Annotated in this window: 18 protein-coding genes; 8 read left to right on the top strand and 10 right to left on the bottom strand. The window is 67.1% G+C overall.

Going from position 1 to position 21,270, the window contains the following annotated elements:
• Positions 1-119 precede the first annotated feature (119 nt).
• Both V7S63_RS01455 and V7S63_RS01450 read right to left on the bottom strand, forming a co-directional pair.
• Positions 120-1,331 carry an MFS transporter gene (locus tag V7S63_RS01455; protein WP_336528964.1) on the bottom strand — a complete coding sequence of 404 codons (1,212 nt, stop codon included), beginning with the start codon at positions 1,329-1,331 and terminating at the stop codon, positions 120-122.
• A 125-nt stretch (positions 1,332-1,456) separates the two neighbouring features.
• Positions 1,457-1,909 (bottom strand): VOC family protein, encoded by a 453-nt coding sequence (locus V7S63_RS01450; RefSeq protein ID WP_336528963.1) that lies wholly within the window; start codon positions 1,907-1,909, stop codon positions 1,457-1,459.
• A gap of 520 nt (positions 1,910-2,429) precedes the next feature.
• Between V7S63_RS01450 and V7S63_RS01445 the strand changes: the two genes are divergently transcribed.
• On the top strand, positions 2,430-3,410 hold the full coding sequence (locus tag V7S63_RS01445; protein WP_336528962.1) for a Bug family tripartite tricarboxylate transporter substrate binding protein: 981 nt from the start codon (positions 2,430-2,432) through the stop codon (positions 3,408-3,410).
• 12 nt (positions 3,411-3,422) lie between these two features.
• Here the strand turns inward: V7S63_RS01445 and V7S63_RS01440 are convergent, their stop codons facing one another.
• Positions 3,423-3,974: a regulatory protein RecX gene (locus tag V7S63_RS01440; RefSeq protein WP_336528961.1), complete on the bottom strand. Its 552-nt coding sequence runs from the start codon at positions 3,972-3,974 to the stop codon at positions 3,423-3,425.
• Between the two features lies 1 nt (position 3,975).
• On the bottom strand, positions 3,976-4,395 hold the full coding sequence (arfB, locus tag V7S63_RS01435; protein WP_091828879.1) for an alternative ribosome rescue aminoacyl-tRNA hydrolase ArfB: 420 nt from the start codon (positions 4,393-4,395) through the stop codon (positions 3,976-3,978).
• Between the two features lie 37 nt (positions 4,396-4,432).
• Here arfB and mazG point away from each other — a divergent pair, with 37 nt between their 5' ends.
• A complete protein-coding gene (gene mazG, locus V7S63_RS01430) occupies positions 4,433-5,269 on the top strand; it encodes a nucleoside triphosphate pyrophosphohydrolase (protein ID WP_336528960.1) in 837 nt (278 codons plus the stop codon).
• A 60-nt stretch (positions 5,270-5,329) separates the two neighbouring features.
• Here the strand turns inward: mazG and V7S63_RS01425 are convergent, their stop codons facing one another.
• A complete protein-coding gene (locus tag V7S63_RS01425; protein WP_336528959.1) occupies positions 5,330-6,163 on the bottom strand; it encodes an invasion associated locus B family protein in 834 nt (277 codons plus the stop codon).
• Between the two features lie 240 nt (positions 6,164-6,403).
• On the opposite strand from V7S63_RS01425, the gene V7S63_RS01420 reads away from it, so the two are divergent.
• Positions 6,404-8,254 (top strand): extracellular solute-binding protein, encoded by a 1,851-nt coding sequence (locus V7S63_RS01420; RefSeq protein ID WP_336528958.1) that lies wholly within the window; start codon positions 6,404-6,406, stop codon positions 8,252-8,254.
• A gap of 129 nt (positions 8,255-8,383) precedes the next feature.
• Complete coding sequence (locus V7S63_RS01415; protein ID WP_336528957.1) at positions 8,384-9,418, top strand: AMP-binding protein; 1,035 nt, start codon at positions 8,384-8,386, stop codon at positions 9,416-9,418.
• A 194-nt stretch (positions 9,419-9,612) separates the two neighbouring features.
• On the opposite strand, the gene mfd is transcribed toward V7S63_RS01415, so the two are convergent.
• A complete protein-coding gene (mfd, locus tag V7S63_RS01410; RefSeq protein ID WP_336528956.1) occupies positions 9,613-13,161 on the bottom strand; it encodes a transcription-repair coupling factor in 3,549 nt (1,182 codons plus the stop codon).
• Positions 13,162-13,266: 105 nt separating this feature from the next.
• Positions 13,267-13,563, bottom strand: a complete 297-nt coding sequence (locus tag V7S63_RS01405; RefSeq protein ID WP_091828826.1) for an FAD assembly factor SdhE — start codon at positions 13,561-13,563, stop codon at positions 13,267-13,269.
• Positions 13,564-13,698: 135 nt separating this feature from the next.
• Here V7S63_RS01405 and recG point away from each other — a divergent pair, with 135 nt between their 5' ends.
• Complete coding sequence (gene recG / locus V7S63_RS01400) at positions 13,699-15,801, top strand: ATP-dependent DNA helicase RecG (protein ID WP_442896398.1); 2,103 nt, start codon at positions 13,699-13,701, stop codon at positions 15,799-15,801.
• Between the two features lie 23 nt (positions 15,802-15,824).
• Here the strand turns inward: recG and V7S63_RS01395 are convergent, their stop codons facing one another.
• Positions 15,825-16,235 carry a RidA family protein gene (locus V7S63_RS01395; RefSeq protein WP_336528954.1) on the bottom strand — a complete coding sequence of 137 codons (411 nt, stop codon included), beginning with the start codon at positions 16,233-16,235 and terminating at the stop codon, positions 15,825-15,827.
• Positions 16,236-16,367: 132 nt separating this feature from the next.
• On the opposite strand from V7S63_RS01395, the gene V7S63_RS01390 reads away from it, so the two are divergent.
• Positions 16,368-17,279, top strand: coding sequence for a LysR family transcriptional regulator (locus V7S63_RS01390; RefSeq protein ID WP_336528953.1), 912 nt, complete (start codon positions 16,368-16,370; stop codon positions 17,277-17,279).
• A 53-nt stretch (positions 17,280-17,332) separates the two neighbouring features.
• The gene (locus V7S63_RS01385) at positions 17,333-18,166 is read left to right on the top strand and encodes an AraC family transcriptional regulator (protein ID WP_336528952.1); all 834 of its coding nucleotides are present in this window, start codon (positions 17,333-17,335) and stop codon (positions 18,164-18,166) included.
• A gap of 1 nt (position 18,167) precedes the next feature.
• On the opposite strand, the gene V7S63_RS01380 is transcribed toward V7S63_RS01385, so the two are convergent.
• The gene (locus V7S63_RS01380; protein WP_336528951.1) at positions 18,168-18,860 is read right to left on the bottom strand and encodes a DUF502 domain-containing protein; all 693 of its coding nucleotides are present in this window, start codon (positions 18,858-18,860) and stop codon (positions 18,168-18,170) included.
• Positions 18,861-18,969: 109 nt separating this feature from the next.
• Here V7S63_RS01380 and V7S63_RS01375 point away from each other — a divergent pair, with 109 nt between their 5' ends.
• Positions 18,970-19,359 (top strand): YbaN family protein, encoded by a 390-nt coding sequence (locus V7S63_RS01375; RefSeq protein ID WP_336528950.1) that lies wholly within the window; start codon positions 18,970-18,972, stop codon positions 19,357-19,359.
• A 13-nt stretch (positions 19,360-19,372) separates the two neighbouring features.
• Here the strand turns inward: V7S63_RS01375 and glmS are convergent, their stop codons facing one another.
• On the bottom strand, positions 19,373-21,199 hold the full coding sequence (glmS, locus tag V7S63_RS01370) for a glutamine--fructose-6-phosphate transaminase (isomerizing) (RefSeq protein WP_336528949.1): 1,827 nt from the start codon (positions 21,197-21,199) through the stop codon (positions 19,373-19,375).
• Positions 21,200-21,270 lie beyond the last annotated feature (71 nt).

Genomic DNA, 21,270 nt, shown 5'->3' with positions numbered 1-21,270 from the left:
GCGGATCGCTTCTCTCCAGCCCCTCCACTCCGTCTTCCAACGCCCGGCGCAACCACACCAGGCGTTGAAGCAATGAGCCGATCGCGTTGAGCCCCCTGCCATCGCGACGCGCAAGCCCTTCACGCCACCGCCAGCTCCGCCCGCTTCTCGGGAAACGGCCGGAAGCTCCACAGGACCAGCATCGCCGCCAGGCCGAGGAGCCAGGAGCCGACATACATCGGCGCGTAGCTACCGAACCGGTCGTAGATCAGGCCGCCGAGCAGCGGGCCGGTCGACATGCCCAAGCTTCCGGCCATCGCCGTGCCGCCGATGATCGTACCCATCATCTTCAGCGGGAAATTCTCGCGAATGATCACGGCATAGAGCGGCATGGTGCCGGCGTAGATGAAGCCGACGATCACAGCGACCGCATAGAAGCCGGCGAGCTCGCCGACGAAGGCATAGGCCAGCACGCCGAAAGCCTGGGCCAGCAGCCCGAGGATCAGGACCCGCTGCGCGCCGAACCGGTCCCCCGCGACACCGAAGCCGAGACGGCCGAACATGCCGGCCAATCCCTCGACGCTGTAGATCGACACGGCCGCGAGCATCGGGATGCCACAGCTCACGGCATAGCTCACCGTGTGGAAGATCGGCCCGGAATGCGTGGCGCAGCAGAAGAAATTCGCCAGCATGAGCGTGATGAACTGCGGCGAACGCACCGCCTGGCCGACGCTCATCTCTTCTTGCGTGACTTCGGTCGTCTCGGTCTTGGCAGCAGCTGCCTCCAGCGCTGGCGGCCGGCGCACCAGGAGCGCCGCAGGGATCATCAGCACCGCCGCGATGCCGGCGATGATCTGCATCGAGGCGCGCCAGTCATGGATGGTGACCAGCCAGGCTGCCAGCGGCGCCATGGTCATCGGCGCCATCCCCATTCCGGCCGAGACGAGCGAGACCGCAAGGCCGCGCTGAGTCTCGAACCAGCCGGTGACGCAGGCCATCATCGGCGCGAAGACGGCTGCGGTCGCCGCACCGACCAGAAGGCCGAAGAGCAGCTGGAATTCGATCAGGGAATCCGCCCTGCTCGCGAACGCCAGGCTCGCAGCCAGGACGATCGATCCGGTCAGCACCACCGGGCGCGGCCCATAGCGATCGGAGAGATTGCCCCAGACCATGCTGGCTGCCGCCATGGCGAGGAAACCGATCGTCATCGCCGTCGAGATCCCGGTGACGGACCAGCCGGTATCCTGCGACATCGGCCGCAGGAAGACCGGCAACGAGAACATGGCGCCGACCGCGACGCAGCCGAGCAGGCCGCCTGCGGCGACGATCACCCAACGATAGGACTGGCTCATCACCTTCTCCGAGGAGCGCCCCGGTCAGCCGGACTGGCCCCGCGGGTGCGCTCAATGCCCCAAGGACGGATCGGCCTTGGCGAAGCCGACATCCCGCCGCAGCTTTTTATCGGGATCGGGCCGCCTCAGCCCTGCGACGGTTTCCAGTCGGCCGACGGGATGGTGTTGACCATCCACGGGATTCCGAACTTGTCGACGAGGGAGCCGAAGCCGGGCGACCAGAAGGTCTCGCTGAACGGCATCACGGCCCTGCCCCCGTCGGCCAACTGCTCGAACCAGCGCTGGCCCTGGGCCTTGTCGTTGGTGTGCAGGGTGACGTCGAAGCCGTTCTTGGGTTTGTCGATGTTGTGGGCCCAGGCGGTATCCATGTCGGCGCCCATCAGCGCCTGGTCGCCGACCTCGAGCCAGCAATGCATCAGCCAGTTCTTATACTTGCCGTCGGTGTCCGGCATGCCCATGCCGGGCGGCGCATCGCTATAGGGCATGGCGGCCGTGATCTTGCCGCCCAGCACTTTGGCATAGAACTCGAAAGCCTCGCGGCACTGCCCCTGAAAGCTCAGGCTGGTCACGATCTTCATGGTCGTCTCCCTTTTTCGTCTGAGATCGGCGCGAATCTGGCGGCATCGACCGACCGAAACGCACCCGGTTAGGTGGTGACCCAGCCCACACCCTCGTCGTAGCCGTCATTGTCCAGCAGCGGCGCATGACGTGTTCGCCAACCGGCGACCTTACCCATGCGGCTCCTGCTCATCGCCAAACGCCCGCTGTCGAGCACGGTTCAGGCCGGCCGTTCTGCTGTCAGGCCGAACGCTCTATATATGTTGATATCAACGTACTAGGCCGATGAATGTCAATCTCCGCAGCCGACACTCCTGCCAACCGGTTGGCTTCAACGTGATGCAAAACGCCCGGATTTCCCGGCCGATTTCGGTTGCGGCGATCCTGACAGCCAGTTCGGTCGGCTGCCGGGTAGACCCTGCTTTGGTCGGGTTGCCATTCCGATATCGCAATGCGCTAATCTGACGGAACGCCCGGCATTCTGCCAGAAGCGATTGCAAGGACCTTCAAGAGTCCGGATATCCAAGGGAGATCAAATCGATGTCGAAATCCGGCTGGCTCGGCGCACTCGCGCTCGCCACCCTCATCCAGCTCGTCCCGGCAGCGCCGGCGACGGCTCAATCCTGGCCGCAGAAGCCCGTCAGCTTCATCGTGCCGTTCCCGGCCGGCGGCGGCACCGACGCCTTTGCCCGCCCCCTTGCCGCCCAGCTCGAGCAGCAGTTCGGCCAGCGCATCCTGATCGACAACCGCGGCGGCGCCGGCGGCACGGTCGGCGCTTCGGCCGCCTCGAAGGCCGCGCCCGACGGCTACACCTTCTTCATCGGCGCCGCGCACCACGCCATCGCGCCGGCCCTCTATCCGAAGCTCGACTACAACATCCAGACCGATTTCATCCCGATCGGCGTCATCGCCCAGCCGCCGCAGGTCGTGGTCGTCCATCCCGGCAAGGTCCAGGCCAAGACGCTGGCGGAGCTGATCGACTTCGCCAAGAAGAATCCCGACAAGCTGAACTATGGCTCGGCCGGCAACGGCACCACGCACCATCTCGCCGGCGAACTGTTCAAGCTCACCACCAAGGTGAACCTGACCCATGTGCCCTATCGTGGCGCAGGCCCGCTGATGCAGGATCTCGTTGCCGGTCAGGTCGATCTCGCCTTCGACGGGCTGGGTTCCTCCGCCGCGCAGATCTCCAGCGGCACGCTGCGGGCCCTCGCCGTCGCGGCGCCCAAACGCGCCAGCGCCTTCCCCGATGTTCCGACCACCGCGGAAGCGGGCGTGCCGGGCTACGAGGTCTCGACCTGGTATGCGATGTGGGCGCCGAAGAACACGCCGCCCGAGATCGTCGCGAAGATGACGGCCGAGCTGCAGAAGGCGCTGGCTGCGCCGACGGTGACCGAAGCCTGGAAGAGAAACGGCTCGGAGATCCCGAACCTCTACGGCCCCGCCTTCGGCGATTTCGTCAAGGTCGAGGTCGCGCGCTGGGGCAAGGTCGTGGCCGAGGCCAACGTCAAGCCCGATTGACCGGTCCAGCGGTCACCCGCCCTCGCCCGCGTCGTCGATCACGGCGCGGGCGATCGCTAGGCTGAAGCCGGCGCGTGCCAGCGCCGCGATATGCTTTTGCCGCTGCGCGACGCGATCACCGCGGCTCCATGGTCCGAGGCGCTTGCGGCGGGCAGCGATGCGCGCGGCATCCAGCTCGGTCTCCTCGTCGGTCGCCACGACCTCGGCGACGAGGCCGCGCTCGACGCCCTTGGTCGCAAGCCCCGCTGCCACGGCCCGCGCCGAGCGCCCCTTGCGGCGCAGGCTCTGCGCCCTCGCCTCGGCGAAGCGGCGGTCGTCGACGAGGCCCGAGGCGACGCAAGACCTGACGATCTCCTCGACCGCCGTGCGGAATGCCTGGGGGTCTTGGCCGTGATGCCGGCAGCTGCGCTCGACCTTGCGCAGCAGGACGCGCTGCAATTGCACCGCCGGGACTGAATAGCGTTCGAGATAATGCAGCGCGGCCCGCCGCAGATAGTCGGCCGTGATCCGCTTGGGCGCCGGCCGCTCTCCTGGTGCCGCCTCTTTGCCCCGCCCTAACGCCAAGCTAGTCGAACCTCGGCTTGCCGCGGGTCGACTTGACCGAGGAACGCTTTACCTTCGAAGCTAGGCGCCGCTCCTTTGAGGCCTTGGTCGGCTTGGTCGCCCGCCGAACCTTAGGTCGCACCTCCGCCTGCCTGATCAGCTCGACCAGCCGCGCCAGCGCCTCTTCGCGGTTGCGGCTCTGGCTGCGATGCTCCTGCGCCGTGATGACGATCACGCCATCCTGCGTCAGCCGGCTGCCGGCGAGCTTCATCAGGCGGAGCGCGACATCATTGGGCAGCGAGGCCGAGCGGCGGGCGTCGAACCGAAGCTCGACGGCGGTCGAGACCTTGTTGACGTTCTGCCCGCCCGGACCGGAGGCGCGCACGAAGCTCTCCTCGATCTCGCTGTCGTCGATCGCGATGGACGGGGTCACTTGAATCATGGGAGGACGCTACCCCAACACAGGGAGAATTGCAGCGATGAAGCCGTCTCGCGACATCGAGCGCCTGATCGAGATCATGGCCGCGCTGCGCACCCCGGGCTCCGGCTGCCCCTGGGATCTCGAACAGGACTTCGCCTCGATTGCGCCCTACACGATCGAGGAGGCCCACGAGGTCGCCGACGCGATCGCCCGCGGCGATCTCGTCGATCTCAAGGACGAGCTCGGCGACCTCTTGCTGCAGGTCGTGTTCCACGCCCGAATGGCACAGGAGCAGGGCAGCTTCGCCTTCCCCGACGTCGTCGAGGCGATCACCACCAAGCTGATCCGCCGGCATCCGCATGTCTTCGGCGATGCGCGCGATCTGTCGTCCGCTGAGGTCAAGGCGCTCTGGGGGCAGATCAAGGCGCAGGAGAAGGCCGACAAGGCGCGCGCCAGAGCCGAGGCCGGGCTGCCGGAACCTGCAGAGGCCAAGGGCGTGCTCGCCGGCGTGCCGACCACCCTGCCCGCGCTGACCCGCGCCTGGAAGCTGCAGGCCAAGGCCTCGACCGTCGGCTTCGACTGGAACGATGCCCGATTGGTGCTCGACAAGGTCCGCGAGGAGACCGCCGAGATCGAGGAAGCGCTCGCCGGCGGCGACAAGGCCGCGATCCAGGAGGAGATCGGCGACCTGCTCTTCGTGGTGGCCAACCTCGCCCGCCATGTCGATGCCGATCCCGAGGCCTGCCTGACTGCTGCCAACGCAAAATTCCAACGGCGCTTTGCCGGCATCGAGGCGGCGTTGGAGCGCCAGGGGCGCGAGCCGCGGGAGGCCACCCTGGAGGAGCTCGAGGAGCTCTGGCAGCAGGTCAAGCGCACTGAGCGCGCCGCCCCTTGAACACATGAAAACGCCGGGCACGAGGCCCGGCGTCGATATGCATTCTACCTGTTCGATCGATCAGGGCTTCGGAGCCGGCGCAGGCGTCGCGCCCGGAGCCGGGGCGGCCGGCGTACCGGGGGCCGGCGCCGCGCCAGGGGTCGCCTCGGCGCCGCTGAGGCGCTTGCGCAGCTCCTCCTGGCGCTTGGCGAGTTCGTCCTGCAGCGCCTTCTGCTGCTCTTCCAAAACCTTCGGGTCGATCGGCGCGCCGTCAAAGGCCTTGGCGAAATCAGCCAGCGGGATGGCGAAGGTGACCTCGCGCGCGCCTTGGTTCTGCACGCTGATGTTGAGGGTGGTGCCCTTCTTCATTGCGTTGATGAGGTCGTCCTTGACCTGCGCCTCGGCAAAGCAGCCGTTCGGGAAGCAGATCGCATAGCGGCCGGGCGTCGGCTGCGCGTTGTCGACGCCGAAGCGGATGCCCGGCTGCAGCAGCAGGCCGAGCGGCATCAGGAAGCGCACGATCTTGTTGGCGTCGCCCTTGACGTCGTAGACCGCGGCGGCAAGCACCGGCTGGCCCTGGTCAGAGACGAAGTCGCGGGTGGTGTAGCAGATTTCCTTGTTGGCCGCCTGATCCTTGCCGCAGACCTTGGTCCAGCTCGTCTGGGACGGCTCGGGCTTGACCTGGACGACGGTGGGACCGGTCTGGGCAGCCTGGCCCTGGCTCGGCTGCTGAGCGGGAGCGGGCTGCTGCGCCGGCGCGGCCGGGCGATTCGCCGGACGCTGCGGCTGAGCCTGCTGCGCGCTCGCGGCGATCGGGGCTAGAGCGACGGCGGCGCCGAGGATGAGCGCGAGGCCGCGGACCGTGCTCTTCGCGGTGGCGCCCTGGCTCCGGGACAGGCGGGTCGAAGCTGACATCTGCGTTTCCTTGACCATGAAACTGGTTCGGCCGCCGGATTCGGCGGCATGCATCACCCAAGGCTCAACCCAGCAAGGTGCCGGAGCCGGTGGCGGCGTGAGCACATCAAGCGCGATTGCGGCGTTTGGATGACGCCCGGCCTGCGTTTAGCGAGTTCTGTCGCAGGTTTCCAGCCCCGAAGAGCCCGGCGCGACAAGTTTGATCGCATGTTATTCTGCGGCAGGGAATCAGTTTCGAGCATGCATCGACCTTTCAGCGCAGCGGCGCGTTACGCGTGGTGTCTCTGGCTCGTCCTGGCGGGCTTGGCGGCTTTCGGGCCGATCGGGAACCCGCGCGCAGCTGCGGCCGAGAACGATGCCGCCATCGCCATGCATGGCGAGCCGGAGCTGGCCAAGGGTTTCGCTCACCTGCCCTATGCCGATCCGCAGGCGCCGAAGGGCGGGCGAATCATCTACGGTCAGCAGGGCACCTTCGACAGCCTCAATCCGCTGGTGGTGTTGGGTGTCGCCCCCGACGCCGTCCCGCGCTATGTCCAGCAGAGCCTTCTGTTCCGCTCCGCCGACGAGCCTTTCACCGCTTATGGCCTGCTGGCCAGCAAGGTCGAGCTCAACTCGGAACGAACCCGCCTCGCCTTCCAGATCGATCCGCGCGCCCGCTTCTCCGATGGCAAGCCGGTGACGGCGGACGATGTGATCTTCACCTTCGAGATGCTGAAGACCAAGGGCAAGCCGTTCCACCGCTCGAGCCTGGGTCGCGTGACCAAGGTCGAAGCCCCCTCGCCCGATCGCGTCGTCTTCGAGCTCGGCGACGGCTCCAACCGCGAATTGCCGCTGGTGATCGGCGCCATGCCGATCTTCGCCAGGCACGCCACCGACGCCGAGAAATTCGGCGACACCAGCTTCAAGCCGGCGCTCGGCTCCGGCCCCTACCTCGTCGAGGAGGTCAAGCCAGGCGAGATGCTCCGGCTGAAGCGCCGCAAAGATTTCTGGGCCGAGGATCATGCCCTCACCCGCGGCCTCTTCAACGCCGACGAGATCCGCTACGATTTCTACCGTGATTCCAATGCTTTGTTCGAAGCCTTCAAGGCAGGACTTTACGATGTTCGTCTTGAAAGCGACCCGACGCGCTGGATGACCGGCTATGACGTCCCGGCCGTGCGCGAGGGTCGGATCGTCCGCGACACCTTCCGCTTCCAGACGCCCAAGGGCATGACCGGGCTGGTCTTCAATACACGCCGCCCGCAATTCGCCGATATCCGCGTCCGCGAGGCGCTGGCCATGCTGTTCGACTTCGAATGGGCCAATCGCAACCTGTTCCACGGCGTCTACCGACGTGCCGGCAGCTTCTTCGCCGACAGCGAGCTCTCGGCGCTCGGCGTGCCGGCCGATCAGCACGAGAAGGCGTTGCTCGCCGCCTTCCCCGGTGCGGTGCGCGATGACATCCTCGCCGGAACCTGGGCCCCGGCCACGACCGACGGCTCCGGCCGCGACCGCGACCAGGCCCGCCGCGCGCTCGCTTTGCTGGAAGCCGCCGGCTACCGGCTGAACGACGGGCAGCTGCGCAAGGACGGCCAGAGCGAGGCTTTCGGCTTCGAGATCACCGTCACCAACCGCCCGCAGGAGCGGCTGGCGCTGAACTATGCGACCTCGCTCGCACGCCTGGGCATCACCGTCTCGGTCCGGTTGATCGACGACGTCCAGTACTGGCGCCGGCTCTCGACCTTCGACTTCGACATGATCCAGTGGACCTGGCCGGCTTCCGCCTCGCCCGGCAATGAGCAGATCGGCCGCTGGGGCTCGGCCAATGCCGAGCGCAAGGGCGCGCTCAACTATGCCGGCGTGCGCTCGCCGGCCATCGACGCAACATTGCAGGCACTGCTGGCGGCGCGTTCGCGCGAGGATTTCGTGGCGACCGTGCGCACGCTCGATCGTTTGCTGCTGTCCGGCTTCTATGTCGTGCCGCTCTACTATCTGCCGGAGACTTGGCTGGCGCGGGCGCGCGAGATCACCCTGCCCGAGCGGCGACCGAAATTCTTCTTCTCAAATGAGACGCTGGCGCGGTCGCCCTCCCCGCCCGCGCCCGCCAACTAGAGCAGGACGCGAGAAAGTGGGAACCGATTTTTCGCAGGAAACCTGCTCTGAACTCTCAGAACCGATCACGCTTTATGGTTTTGGATCGACCCGATCCAAAACCATCGGGATCTAGGGCCGGCGATGCGGATGGGCTCCGACGAAATCTCCATCGGCGCGCTGGTCGAAGGGCTCGATTTCGACAGCCTGCTGAAGGCACTCGCCGCCCGCCGCGGCTATGAGCCGGCTTTCCGCGACCCGCCCGGCCGGCGCGACTGGAGCGATTTTTCCCCCAATGCCTTCGGCTTCGCCGAGCTCGACGGCCGCGTCGACCGGCTCGCCAACCTTCTGCTCCTCGCCAAGCCGCAAGCCGGCGCCTGCGTCGCGATCCTGGCCCCGCTCGGCCCTGAAGCACTGGTCTCGATCCTCGCCAGCCTGCGGGCCGGCCTGTCGCCGATGCTCCTGCCGGCCCACGCCAAGGAAGCGGAGCTGTTGCCGATCATCGAGCGCTCCGGCGCGGTGATGGCGCTCGGCGTGCCACGGATCGGCGAGCTGCAGCCGCTGCACCTGCTCCGCGACGTCGCCGCCCGCTCCTTCGGCATGCGCTTCATCGGCGGCTTCGGAGCGCGCGTACCCGACGGCGTCGCGGCGCTGGAGCCGCTGCTCGGCCACGGCGCTACGCCATCGGCATTGCCGCCTGCAGCGAACCGGGCGCCGATCCGCGTCGTCGACGGACATAGCCTCGCCGGTCCCTTCACGGTCAGTGAGAAGGAGGTGCTCGCCAAGGCGCTCGAGATCTCGCGCGTGCTGAAGCCGCTGGCGTCCTCGCGCATCGTCACCACGCTGGTCGGCGGCGATCTCGCTGCGCTCGCGACCGGGCCCGGCATCGCGCTGCTCACTGGTGTCGAGCTCCTGCCGCTCGGACTGTTCGTGCTCGACGACCTGCGTGCCTGCCTGGAAGGCGGGCGCATGGTCCATCTCGTCATCCCCGCCGCGCTGGAGCCGGCGCTCGCGCGCTCGCGGCTCGGCGGCCACAAGTCGCTGACCAGCCTGGTCGTCACCCGCCGCGCCGGCGAGGACGATGGTTTGCCGCGCCTAGACCGACCCGACCTCGCCATCGTCGACGTGATCACGCACGCGCCCGAGCGCGTCGAGATCAGGCGGCGCAATCCGGGCTCAGCTTAGAGCCTATCCGAAAATGATAGATTTGTTTTCAAAGGGTTAGGTTTCAATACCCCTTGCGGCGTCATCCCGGACGGAGCGAAGCGGAGATCCGGGATCCATTCCGGAGCCTTTCCGATCAAGGTTCCGGAATGGGTCCCGGGTCTCCCTGCGGTCGCCCGGGACGACTCGCGCCTTTTTTTGCAAAGCGTCCTAGCCTAAGCCGCCTTCTTCCGCTCGGCGATGCGCGCGAGATCGGTCAGCAGCCGGCGCGTGCCGGTCAGGCGTTGCTCGGCCGTCTCGAAATCGTCGATGAAGACGACGCGCATGTCGGGGCGAACCTTGGCCAGCGTCCCGATCTTCGCGACATACGAGACGAGCCCCTCCGGATTGGCGAACTCGTTGTCGCGGAAGGCGACGATGATGCCCTTCGGCCCGGCCTCGACCTTCTCGACATTGGCGCGCTTGCAGAGCGCCTTGATCGCGACGATCTCCAGCAGCTGCTTGACCTCCTCCGGCAGCGGGCCGAAGCGGTCGATCAGCTCGGCGCCGAACGACTGCAGGTCGCCGTCGTCGTCCATCGTGGAGAGGCGCTTGTAGAGCGTCAGCCTGAGCGTCAGATCGCCGACATAGTGCTCGGGGATCATCACCGGCGCGCCGATCTGGATGCTCGGCGACCAATGAGCGTCGCTCTCGATCTCGATGCCGGCCTTCAGCGCCGCCACTGCCTCCTCCAGCATCTGCTGGTAGAGCTCGTAGCCGACCTCCTTGATATGGCCCGACTGCTCGTCGCCGAGCAGGTTGCCGGCGCCTCTGATGTCGAGGTCGTGGCTGGCGAGCTGGAAGCCGGCGCCGAGCGTATCGAGCGACTGCAGCACCTTGAGGCGCCGGTCGGCCTGCTCGGTCAGCTTGCGGTTGGCCGGCACGGTGAAGAGCGCATAGGCGCGCACCTTGGAGCGGCCGACGCGGCCCCTGAGCTGATAGAGCTGCGCCAGGCCGAACATGTCGGCGCGGTGGATGATCAGCGTGTTGGCGGTCGGGATGTCGAGCCCGGATTCGACGATCGTGGTCGAGAGCAGGATGTCGTACTGGCCCTCGTAGAAGGCGGTCATCACGTCTTCCAGTGTGCCCGCAGCCATCTGGCCATGGGCGATGCCGACCTTGCATTCGGGCACCTGCTTGTCGAGGAAGTCCTTGACCTCGGCGATATCCTCGATGCGCGGCACGACATAGAACGAGCGCCCGCCCCTATAGCGCTCGCGCAGCAGCGCCTCGCGCACGATCAGCGGATCGAACGGCGTGACGAAGGTGCGCACCGCCAGCCGGTCGACCGGCGGCGTCGCGATGATCGAGAGCTCGCGCACGCCGGTCATGGCGAGCTGGAGCGTGCGCGGGATCGGCGTCGCCGTCAGCGTCAGCATGTGGACCTCGGCGCGCATTTCCTTCAGTCGCTCCTTATGGGCGACGCCGAAATGCTGCTCCTCGTCGACGATGACGAGGCCGAGATCCTTGAAGTCGATGCCCTTGCCAAGCAGCGCATGTGTGCCGACGGTGATGTCCATCGTCCCGTCGGCAATACCCTGCTTGACCGCCTTCAGATCGGGCGCCGAGACGAAGCGCGAGGCCTGGCCGACCTTGACCGGCAGGCCGGCGAAGCGCTCGGCGAAATTGCGGTAGTGCTGGCGCGCCAGCAGCGTCGTCGGCACCACGACCGCGACCTGCTTGCCGGCGAGCGCGGCGGTGAAGGCGGCGCGCAACGCCACCTCGGTCTTGCCGAAACCGACATCGCCGCAGACCAGCCGGTCCATCGGACGGCCAGCCGCGAGATCCTCGAGCACGGCATCGATCGTGTTCTGCTGGTCCTCGGTCTCCTCATAGGGGAAGCGGGCGCAGAACTCGTCGTAGAGCCCGTCCTGCGGGATCAGGCGCGGCGCTTCCTTGAGCGCGCGGGCAGCCGCGATCTGGATCAGCTTGCCAGCCATCTCGCGGATGCGCTGCTTCAGCTTGGCCTTGCGCGCCTGCCAGCCGCCGCCACCGAGCCGATCGAGCACAACCTCGGTGTCCTCCGAGCCGTAGCGCGAGAGCAGCTCGATATTCTCGGCCGGCAGGAACAGCTTGGCGTCGCCGGCGTAGTGGATTTCGAGGCAGTCATGCGGCGCGCCGGCCGCCGTGATCGTCTGCAGGCCGACGAAGCGGCCGATGCCGTGATCGACATGGACGACGATGTCGCCGGGTGTCAGCGAGGACAGCTCGTTGATGAAGTCCTGCGGCCGGCGCGTCTTCTTGCGCGGCCGCACCAGCCGGTCGCCCAGGATGTCCTGTTCGCCGATGACGGCGAGCCTGCCGGCCTCGAAGCCGGTCTCGAACCCCCAGACGGCGAGCGCCGTGGTGCCGGGCTTGAGGTCGAAGGCAGCCCGCAAGCTACCGGTCATCTGGACGGTCTTCAGGCCGTGATCAGCCAGCACATGGGCGAGGCGCTCGCGCGAGCCCTCGGACCAGGCGGCGAGGATGACGCGTCGCCCGTCTGCCTCCAGGGCCTTCACATGCGCGACGGCCGCGTCGAAGACGCTGCCGGAATTGTCGGCGCGTTCGGCGGCAAAGTTGCGGCCCTGCTTGGCGCCGAGATCGACGACGAGCTTGCCTTCGCTCTCCGGCAGCTGGAACGGCGTCAGCGAGGCGACGCCGGCCTCGCCGATGATGCCGCGCCAATCGGCCGGCGAGAGATAGAGCGCCTCCGGCGGCAGCGGCTTATAGGGTATCGAGCCCGGCGACGGCTGGTCGAGCGCGCTCTTGCGGGCGTCGTAGTAGTCCTTGATGAGGCTGATGCGCTCGGCCACCGCATCATCGGCGTGATGGTCGAGGACGATCGGGACATCGGGCAGATAGGTGAAGAGCGTGTCGAGCTTCTCGGCCAGCAGCGGCAGCCAGTGCTCGAGACCGGCCGGACGCCTGCCTTCGCTCACCGCCTCATAGAGCGTGTCGTCGCGGCCGGGCGTGCCGAAGGTCGCGATATAGGATTGGCGGAAGCGACGGATCGAGTCGCTGGTCATCTGCGCTTCGGACATCGGCACGAGGTCGAGCCCGCGCAATTGCCCGGTGGTGCGCTGCGTCTCCGGATCGAAGGTCCGGATCGATTCCAGCGTGTCGCCGAAGAAGTCGAGCCGGATCGGCGCCGGCATGCCCGGCGGGAAGAGGTCGACGATGCCGCCACGCACGGCGAACTCGCCGGTCTCGCGCACCGTCGAGGTCCGCAGGTAGCCGTTGACGTCGAGCCAGCGCGCCAGTTCCTCCGTATCGACCATGTTGCCCGGCGCGGCCGAGAAGCTCTCGGAGGCGACCTTGCCGAAGGCCGGCACGCGCTGGAGCGCGGCGTTGACGGTGGTCAGCAGCAGACGCGGCCGATCGCCGGACTTGGTCCTGGCGAGGCGCGACAAAGTCGTCATCCGGTGCGCCACGATCGAGGGCGCCGGCGAGACGCGGTCATAGGGTTGGCAGTCCCAGGCCGGGAAGCTCATCACCTCGAGATCGGGCGCGACGAACTGCAGCGCGTTCTCCAGCACCTGCAGGCGCTGACCGTCGCGGGCGATGAAGACGATCAGCGCCGGCCCTTCCGATTTCTTCGCCCGAGCCCGCGTCAGATCGGCGAGCACGACGGCGTCGAAACCATCGGGCACGCCGGAGAGCGTCGGGTTGTCGCCGCGGTTCAGCGCATCGAGGACGCGCTCGAGCTGCGGCTTGGCGATCTGGGCAGGAGGCGGAATGCTCATCGGGCAATTTTCTCAGGCGTCATTCTCGGGCTTGTCCCGAGAATCTCAGGACGAGAGCCCACTGGTTTCCGAGATGGTCGGGTCAAGCCCGACCATGACGGCGGTTCACACATGGATCGGCTTGTCGTGCTGGTGAAATGCTTTTAGCCGCCGGAAGACGTCGGTATCGTAGTTCTCCGGCACCTGCGCCTCCCCCGTCACCCAGCTCAAAAGGTCGCGGTCGAGTACTTCGATCAGCCGCTCGAATTCGTCGAGCTCCGCATCGGTCAGATTGCCGATCTGCGCATCGGCGAAGCGGCCCATGATCAGGTCCATTTCGCGCATGCCGCGATGCCAGGCGCGGAACAGGATCTTGCGCCGGCGCGGGTCGAGATCGGCGCTGCTACGGGTCGAGCCACTCATCTTCGGCCTCGCGAAATGGAAATAGGGCCGGCCCCGTCGCGGAGCCTGCCGTCGCGAGCTATATAGCGATGCCATCTCGCGAAGTCAGCGGCAGGAATGCCGCCGGGCTCGCACTCCTGACATGCCGTGAAGCCATTGCGTCCATCCGTCCTCGATCCGCTCTTCGCACCGGCCACAGCCCTCTCCGGCGTCGGCCCCAAGCTCGCCAAGGCGCTCGACCGGCTGCTGGGCGACGAGACTCATGCCGCTCGCGTCATCGATCTGCTGTTCCATCTGCCGACCGGCGCCATCGACCGACGGCCGAGCGAGAGCATCGCCGAGGCGCCAATCGGCGAGGTCGCGACTTTCTCGGCGCAAGTGACCGAGCATCGCCCGGCCCCACCGACCAAGGCGAAGGCGCCCTATCGCGTCATCGTCGAGGACGAAACCGGCGACGTCACGCTGGTCTTCTTCCATGCCGATGTCCGCCATCTCCTGCAGACCCTGCCGATCGGCGCTTATCGTATCATCTCGGGCAAGCTCGAACTCTGGGACGGCATGCGTCAGATGGTGCATCCCGACCGCATCCTCGATCCCAAGCTCGCCGCCACCCTGCCCTCGGTCGAGCCGGTCTACGGGCTCACCGAAGGCATAGGCGGGCGCGTCATGGCCCGCATCGCCGCCGGAGCGGCCGAGCGCTGTCCCGAGCTGCCGGAATGGCAAGATCCGGCCTTCCTGACACGGCACGATTTCGTGCCCTTCCGCGACGCCATCCACGCTCTGCATCACCCGGTCGATCTCAAGGCCGCGACAGGGGAAACGGTCGCCCGCCGGCGCATCGCCTATGACGAATTGCTGGCGAGCCAGATCGCGCTCGCTTTGGTGCGCCGCCAGCAGAAGAAGGCGGCCGGCCGCGCCACCGCCGGCGACGGCGCCTTGCGCCACGCCATCGAAACCGCCCTGCCCTTCACGCTGACCGACGGCCAGCGCAAGGCGATCGCCGACATCCATGACGACATGGAGAAACCCGAGCGCATGCTGCGCCTGCTCCAGGGCGATGTCGGCTCGGGCAAGACCGTGGTCGCGCTGATGGCGATGGCAGCCGCAGCCGAAGCCAGAAGACAATCGGTGCTGATGGCGCCGACCGAAATCCTAGCCCGGCAGCATGCCGAGCGCTTGGCGCCTCTCGCCGACAAGGCCGGCCTCAAGCTCGCTCTGCTCACCGGCCGCGAGAAGGGCGCCGGCCGCCGGCAGGTGCTGGAAGGCCTGGCGAATGGCGAGATCGACATTGTCGTCGGCACCCATGCGCTGTTCCAGGAGGGCGTTGCCTTTCACGACCTTGCGCTCGCCGTCGTCGACGAGCAGCACCGCTTCGGCGTGCACCAGCGCCTGCTGCTCGGCGCCAAGGGCGAAGCGGTCGACATTCTCGTCATGACAGCGACGCCGATCCCGCGCACGCTGGCGCTGACCTGGTTCGGCGACATGGACGTCTCGATCCTCTCGGAGAAACCGGCCGGCCGGAAGCCGATCACCACGCGGGCGATCTCGCTTGAGCGCTATGACGAGGTGGTCGGCGCGGTCGGGCGCGCACTCGACGCCGGTGCGCAGGTCTACTGGGTCTGCCCGCTGGTGCAGGAATCCGACACGCTCGATGTCGCGGCGGCGCAGGAACGCTTCGAGGCGCTGCAGGCCATCTTTGGCGACAAGGTCGGCCTGCTGCACGGCCAGATGCCGGGACGCGACAAGGATGCCGCCATGGCCGCCTTCTCCGGCGGAAAGACGCGGGTGCTGGTCTCGACCACGGTGATCGAGGTCGGCGTCGACGTGCCCAAGGCCTCGGTGATGGTGATCGAGCATGCCGAGCGCTTCGGCCTCGCCCAGCTCCACCAGTTGCGCGGGCGGATCGGCCGAGGCAGCGCTGCCTCGACCTGCCTGCTGCTCTACAAGGGTCCGCTCGGCCAGGTGGCGGAAGCGCGCCTCACCATCATGCGCGAGAGCGAGGACGGCTTCCGCATCGCCGAGGAAGACTTACGGCTGCGCGGCGAAGGCGAGGTGCTCGGCACGCGTCAGTCCGGCTCGCCCGACTGGCGCATCGCCCGGCCGGAGATCGACGGCGATCTCCTCGCCGCCGCGCGCGACGATGCCCGCCTGCTGATCGAGCGCGATCCGCAGCTGGAGACGCCACGCGGCCAGGCAATCCGGACGCTGCTCTACCTGTTCGAGCGCGACGTCGCGATCCGCCTGCTGCGGGCCGGCTGAGATGATACTCAGCCCTGCGCGAACTAGGCGTTTTCGGTAGCCTTGGACGGAATCCGGGCGACGACCTTAAGTTCGAAATCGAAGCCGGCGAGCCAGGTCACGCCCACGGCGGTCCAGGTCGGATAGGGCGGCTCGCCGATTTCCTCGGCGCGGATCGCCATCATCTTCTCGAACTGCGTCTGCGGGTCGGTGTGGAACGAGATGACGTCGATGACGTCATCGAAACTCGCCCCCGCCGCCGCCAGCACGGCGCGTAGATTGGCGAAAGCTCGCCGGACCTGGTCCTCGAACACGGGTTCGGGCGAACCATCCTCGCGGCTGCCGACCTGGCCCGAGACGAAGAGCAGGTCGCCATGCCGGATCGCGGCCGAATACTGATGCAGATCGTACAGTGCGTGCCGATCGGCGGGGAAAATCGCAGCGCGTTTAGCCATGTCGGTTCCTTTCATGGACTGCGAACGCAGCGGCCTCTCCGCGTGGTTCGCTTTAGTCGACAGGAGATAGCGGGCGACCATTGTTCGGATTAGCCGTTGAGTTTGGTACGCGCTGATGCAAAATCACCAGCAATGACTCGCCCTTCGCTGAACGACCTGACCGCCTTCGTCACTGTCGCGACCCGTCGCAGCTTCCGGCGCGCGGCGGACGAGCTCGGCACGGCGCCCTCCACCTTGAGCCATGCAATGCGGGCGCTGGAGGAGCGTATGGGTGTGCGCCTGCTCAACCGCACGACACGCAGCGTCTCGCCGACGGAAGCCGGCTTCGAATTGCTCGGCCGCCTTCAGCCGGCGCTCGCCACCCTGGACGAGGCGCTCGACAGCGTTGCCCCCTTCCGCGGCAATGTCGCAGGCACCGTCCGGATCAATGCGCCGCGGCTGGGGGCAACCATCCTCCTGCGCGACATCCTGCCGGCGATGTCCGAACGCTTTCCCGACGTGGTCGTCGACCTCGTCGTCGAGGGGAAGCTGATCGACATCGTCGCGGGCGGTTTCGATGCCGGGGTCCGCCTCGTAGACTCGATTCCGAAGGACATGATCGCCGTGCCCTTTGCCGGCGCGGTCAGCTTCGTCTGCGTCGCGTCGCCGGCCTATCTCGAACGCTTCGGCGAGCCACGGACGCCCGACGAGCTCACGCGACACCGCTGCATCGGCCATCGCGTGCCGGGCGGGAAACTCTATCGCTGGGAGTTCGAGCGGGCCGGACAGGCGCTGACGATCGAGGCAGCCGGCCCGGTCATCCTCGACGACGAGGAACTGATGGTGGATGCCGCGATCACGGGCCTCGGCATCGCCTATGTCGCCAGCCCGGCGGCCGAGGCGGCGCTGGCCAAGGGTCGCCTTCGCCGGGTTCTGGCAGCGTGGACGCCCGCCCCAGAGCGGGTCGCGATCTACTATCCCGGCCACCGCGCCGTGCCGCCGGCGCTGCGGGCCTTCCTCGATGTCGCCAAGGCTGCGCGCTGGAAAGAGCGACAGCAATCCTGATCAAGCAGACGCGCTTCGCCTCCGCCATGGTGCCGGCGTTTCGTGAGTGAGCCATGGACCCGATCAAGAAAGCCCTTTGGTGCATCGAAAGCCGCTTCGCCTCCGAGCTCTCGCTCGACGAGATCGCGGAGGTCAGCGGCGTCTCTCGCTTCCATCTCAGCCGCGCCTTCGGCGTGGCGACCGGCCGCTCGGTGATGCGCTATGTGCGCGAGCGCCGGCTTTCGGAAGCGGCGCGCCAGCTCGCCGATGGGGCACCCGACATCCTTCAGGTCGCGCTCGACTGGGGCTATGGCTCTCACGAGGCTTTCACCCGCGCCTTTCGCGAGCAGTTCGGCATCACGCCGGACGAACTGCGATCGAGACGCGATCTGTCATCTCTTGCTCTCGTGGAGCCTCTGTCCATGCACGCTGCAAACCGCACTCCCCTCGCCGAGCCGCGTATCGTCACCGGTACCCCCTTGCTGATCGCCGGCTTCAACGGTCATTTCTCGGTCGACAACACGCAAGGTATTCCGCTGCTCTGGCAGAGAATCGCCCCGCATTTCGGCCATATCCCCGGCCAGAAGGGCTATGTCGCCTATGGCGCGAGCTACAACTGCGACGATGTCGGCGCCTTCGATTATATTGCCGGTGCGGAAGTCGCTTCGTTCGGCGACCTGCCCGACGAGTTCGCCCGGCTGAGCGTGCCGGAGCAACTCTGTGCCGTGTTCGAGCACAGCGGCCACATCACCGGCATCAAGCAGACCTATGAGGCGATCTGGCGCGACTGGCTGCCGAAATCGGGCCGGGAGCCGGCGATGGGCGTCACGCTCGAACGCATGGACCAGCGCTTCGACGGCGCCAGCGGCAACGGCATCGTCGAGATCTGGGTGCCGCTGAAAGGCTGAGTTACTTCGCCCCGTCCGACAATGGCTCGCCGGGCTGGATCAGCCCAGCCGACATGATCAGCTTGGCGCCATCCTCGACGGAGATCGACAATTCGACGATCTCGCGCCGCGGCAGATAGAAGAAGAACCCGGTGGTCGGATTCGGCGTGCAGGGCAGGAAGACGCCGATCTGCTCGTCGCCGTCGGGCAGCTTGCCGGCGATCTCCGGCGCCGCCTCCTGGGCGATGAAGACGATCGACCACATGCCCGGCTGCGGAAACTGCACCATGCCGACCGTCCGGAACGAGGTGCCGGACTGCGAGAAGATCGTCTCGAAGATCTGTTTCACGCCCTTGTAGAGGCCGCGCACCACCGGCATCCGGTTGAGGAGCGATTCGCCGGCGCCGATCAGGGTGCGCCCGACCAGGTTCGCGGCAAAAAAGCCGATCACCGTCAGGCCGATCAGGGCGATGATCAGGCCGAAGCCGGGCAGCGGGAACGGCAGATGGTTTTCGGGCCAGAACTGGGCCGGCACCAGCGGTTTCACCATGCCGTCGACCAGGTTGATGAACCACCAGGTCACCGAGGCGGTGATGGCGAGCGGCGCTGCCAGCACGAGACCGGTCAGGAAATAGCGCCTGAGCCTGGTCCCGAAGGTTGGCCGCAGCAGATCGGGCTGGACGACGAGGCGCGGATCGGGCGTGCGGGCAGTCATAGGCGATCCGGGTCTCCGTCGCTCTTGCGGCCTGACCATATTGCGCCGCACTATCGAACGATAGCCGAGCGCCAGCCGCTGACTAGCCCCCGATTCGTCGATAGGCCTCGTGTCCGAACCGTCCAGATCTCAACGCCGCTGGCATCGGCCGCTCTATCTTGCGGTCGGCTGGCTCTGCGTACTGCTCGGAATCATCGGGCTGATCCTGCCCGTGATGCCCGGCACCGTCTTCCTGATCGCGGCGGCCTGGTGCTTCTCGCGCTCCTCGCCGCGGTTCGAAACCTGGCTGGTCAATCACCCCCGGCTCGGCCCGCAGATCGTGCGCTGGCGGGAAACCGGCGCGATTGCCCGCAGGACGAAATATCTCGCTTGCGGCTCGATGCTGCTGAGCTTCGTCATCGTGGCGGCGACCGATGCGCCGCCGATCGCGCTCTGGCTGAGCGGCGCCGGCCTGATCGCCGCCGGCACCTATGTCGCAAGCCGGCCGGAGCCGGACTAGAACCGGGTAGAGATCACTCGACGGTGACCGACTTCGCCAGATTGCGCGGCTGGTCGACGTCCTTGCCCATGAAGACGGCCGTCTGATAGGCGATCATCTGGATCGGCACCGCATAGACGATCGGCGCGAACAGCGGATCCATCTCCGGCATGATGATCGTCGCCTCCGGCACGACCCCGGCTTCGGCCGCTCCCTTGGCGTCGGTGATCAGGATGATCCGGCCGCCGCGTGCCGCGACCTCCTGCATGTTCGAGGCCGTCTTCTCGAAGAGCGCATCGTGCGGGGCGATGACGATGACCGGCATGTCCTCGTCGATCAGCGCGATCGGGCCGTGCTTGAGCTCGCCGGCCGGATAACCTTCGGCGTGGATGTAGCTGATTTCCTTGAGCTTCAGCGCGCCTTCCAGCGCCAGTGGGAAGGCGGTGCCGCGGCCGAGATAGAGCACGTCGCGCGCCCTGGAGAGCTTGCGGGCGAGCTTCTCGATCTCGGACTCCAGCGTCAGCGCCTGCGCCATCAGGCCGGGTAGCGCGATCAGTTCCTGGACGTAAGCCGCTTCCTGCTCGGCCGTGAGCGTGCCCCGAGCGCGGGCCGCGGCGATGGCGAGGCCAGCGAGCGCCGTCAGCTGGCAGGTGAAGGCCTTGGTCGAGGCGACACCGATCTCGGGGCCGGCCAGCGTCGGAGCGACGACGTCGCTCTCGCGCGCGATCGTCGAGGTCGGCACGTTGACCACCGACATGATGTGCTGGCCTTCCTGGCGGGCATAGCGCAGGCAGGCGAGCGTGTCGGCGGTCTCGCCCGATTGCGAGACGAAGAGCGCGAGCCCGTTCGCCGGCAGCGGCGCCTCGCGATAGCGGAACTCCGAGGCCACATCGATCTCGACCGGCAGGCGGGCGAGCTTCTCGAACCAGTATTTGGCGGTGAGACCGGCGTAGTAAGCTGTGCCGCAGGCCGAGACGGACAGGCGCGACAGGCTCTTCCAGTCGAACGGCGTCTCGAAAGGCAGCCGCGTCACGCCATTCGCCATGTCGATATAATGCGTCAGCGTATGGCCGACCACTTCCGGCTGCTCGTAGATCTCCTTGGCCATGAAGTGGTGGTGATTGCCCTTCTCGACCAGGAAGGCACCGGCCGCGACGCGCTGGGCGCGGCGCTCGACCTGGCTCCCGTCGGCGTCGTAGAAGGTCGCACCCTTGCGGTTCAGCACCACCCAGTCGCCCTCGTCGAGATAGGCGATCAGATTGGTGAAAGGCGCCAAGGCCAGCGCATCCGAGCCGAGATACATCTCGCCGTCACCGATGCCGACTGCGAGCGGCGAGCCCTTGCGGGCGCCGATCAGCAGGTCTTCCTGTCCCTCGAACAGGAAGGCGAGCGCGAAAGCGCCACGCAGATGCGGCAGCGACGCTCCGACCGCCGCGATCGGGTCCTTGCCGCGATCGAGCTCGCGGGTGACGAGATGGGCGATGACCTCTGTATCGGTTTCGCTGGCGAAGACGTGGCCGTCGGCCTCGAGCTCGGCCTTGAGCTCGCGGAAGTTCTCGATGATGCCGTTGTGGACGACCGCGAGCTTCTCCGTGGCGTGCGGATGGGCATTGCTCTCGGTCGGCTTGCCATGCGTCGCCCAGCGGGTATGGCCGATGCCGATCAAGCCATCGAGCGGCTCGTTGGAGAGGCGCACTTCGAGATTCTTGAGCTTGCCCTCGGCACGGCGGCGGCTGAGCCGGCCGCCTTCGAGGGTCGCGACGCCGGCTGAATCATAGCCGCGATATTCGAGCCGCCGCAACGCCTCGACGACCTGGCCGGCGACGGCCTGCTTGCCGAGAATGCCCACGATCCCGCACATGGATGTGCCTCATCCGTTGATATCGATGTGCATCGCAATAAGCCGCGAGCCGGCAAATGCGAAATCACGTT

It is taken from the genome of Allobosea sp. CCNWLY174 (assembly GCF_037120455.1).
Lineage (GTDB): Bacteria > Pseudomonadota > Alphaproteobacteria > Rhizobiales > Beijerinckiaceae > Allobosea > Allobosea lupini.
Note: the sequence above shows the minus strand (reverse complement) of the source record. Positions and strands in the feature narration are given on the sequence as shown.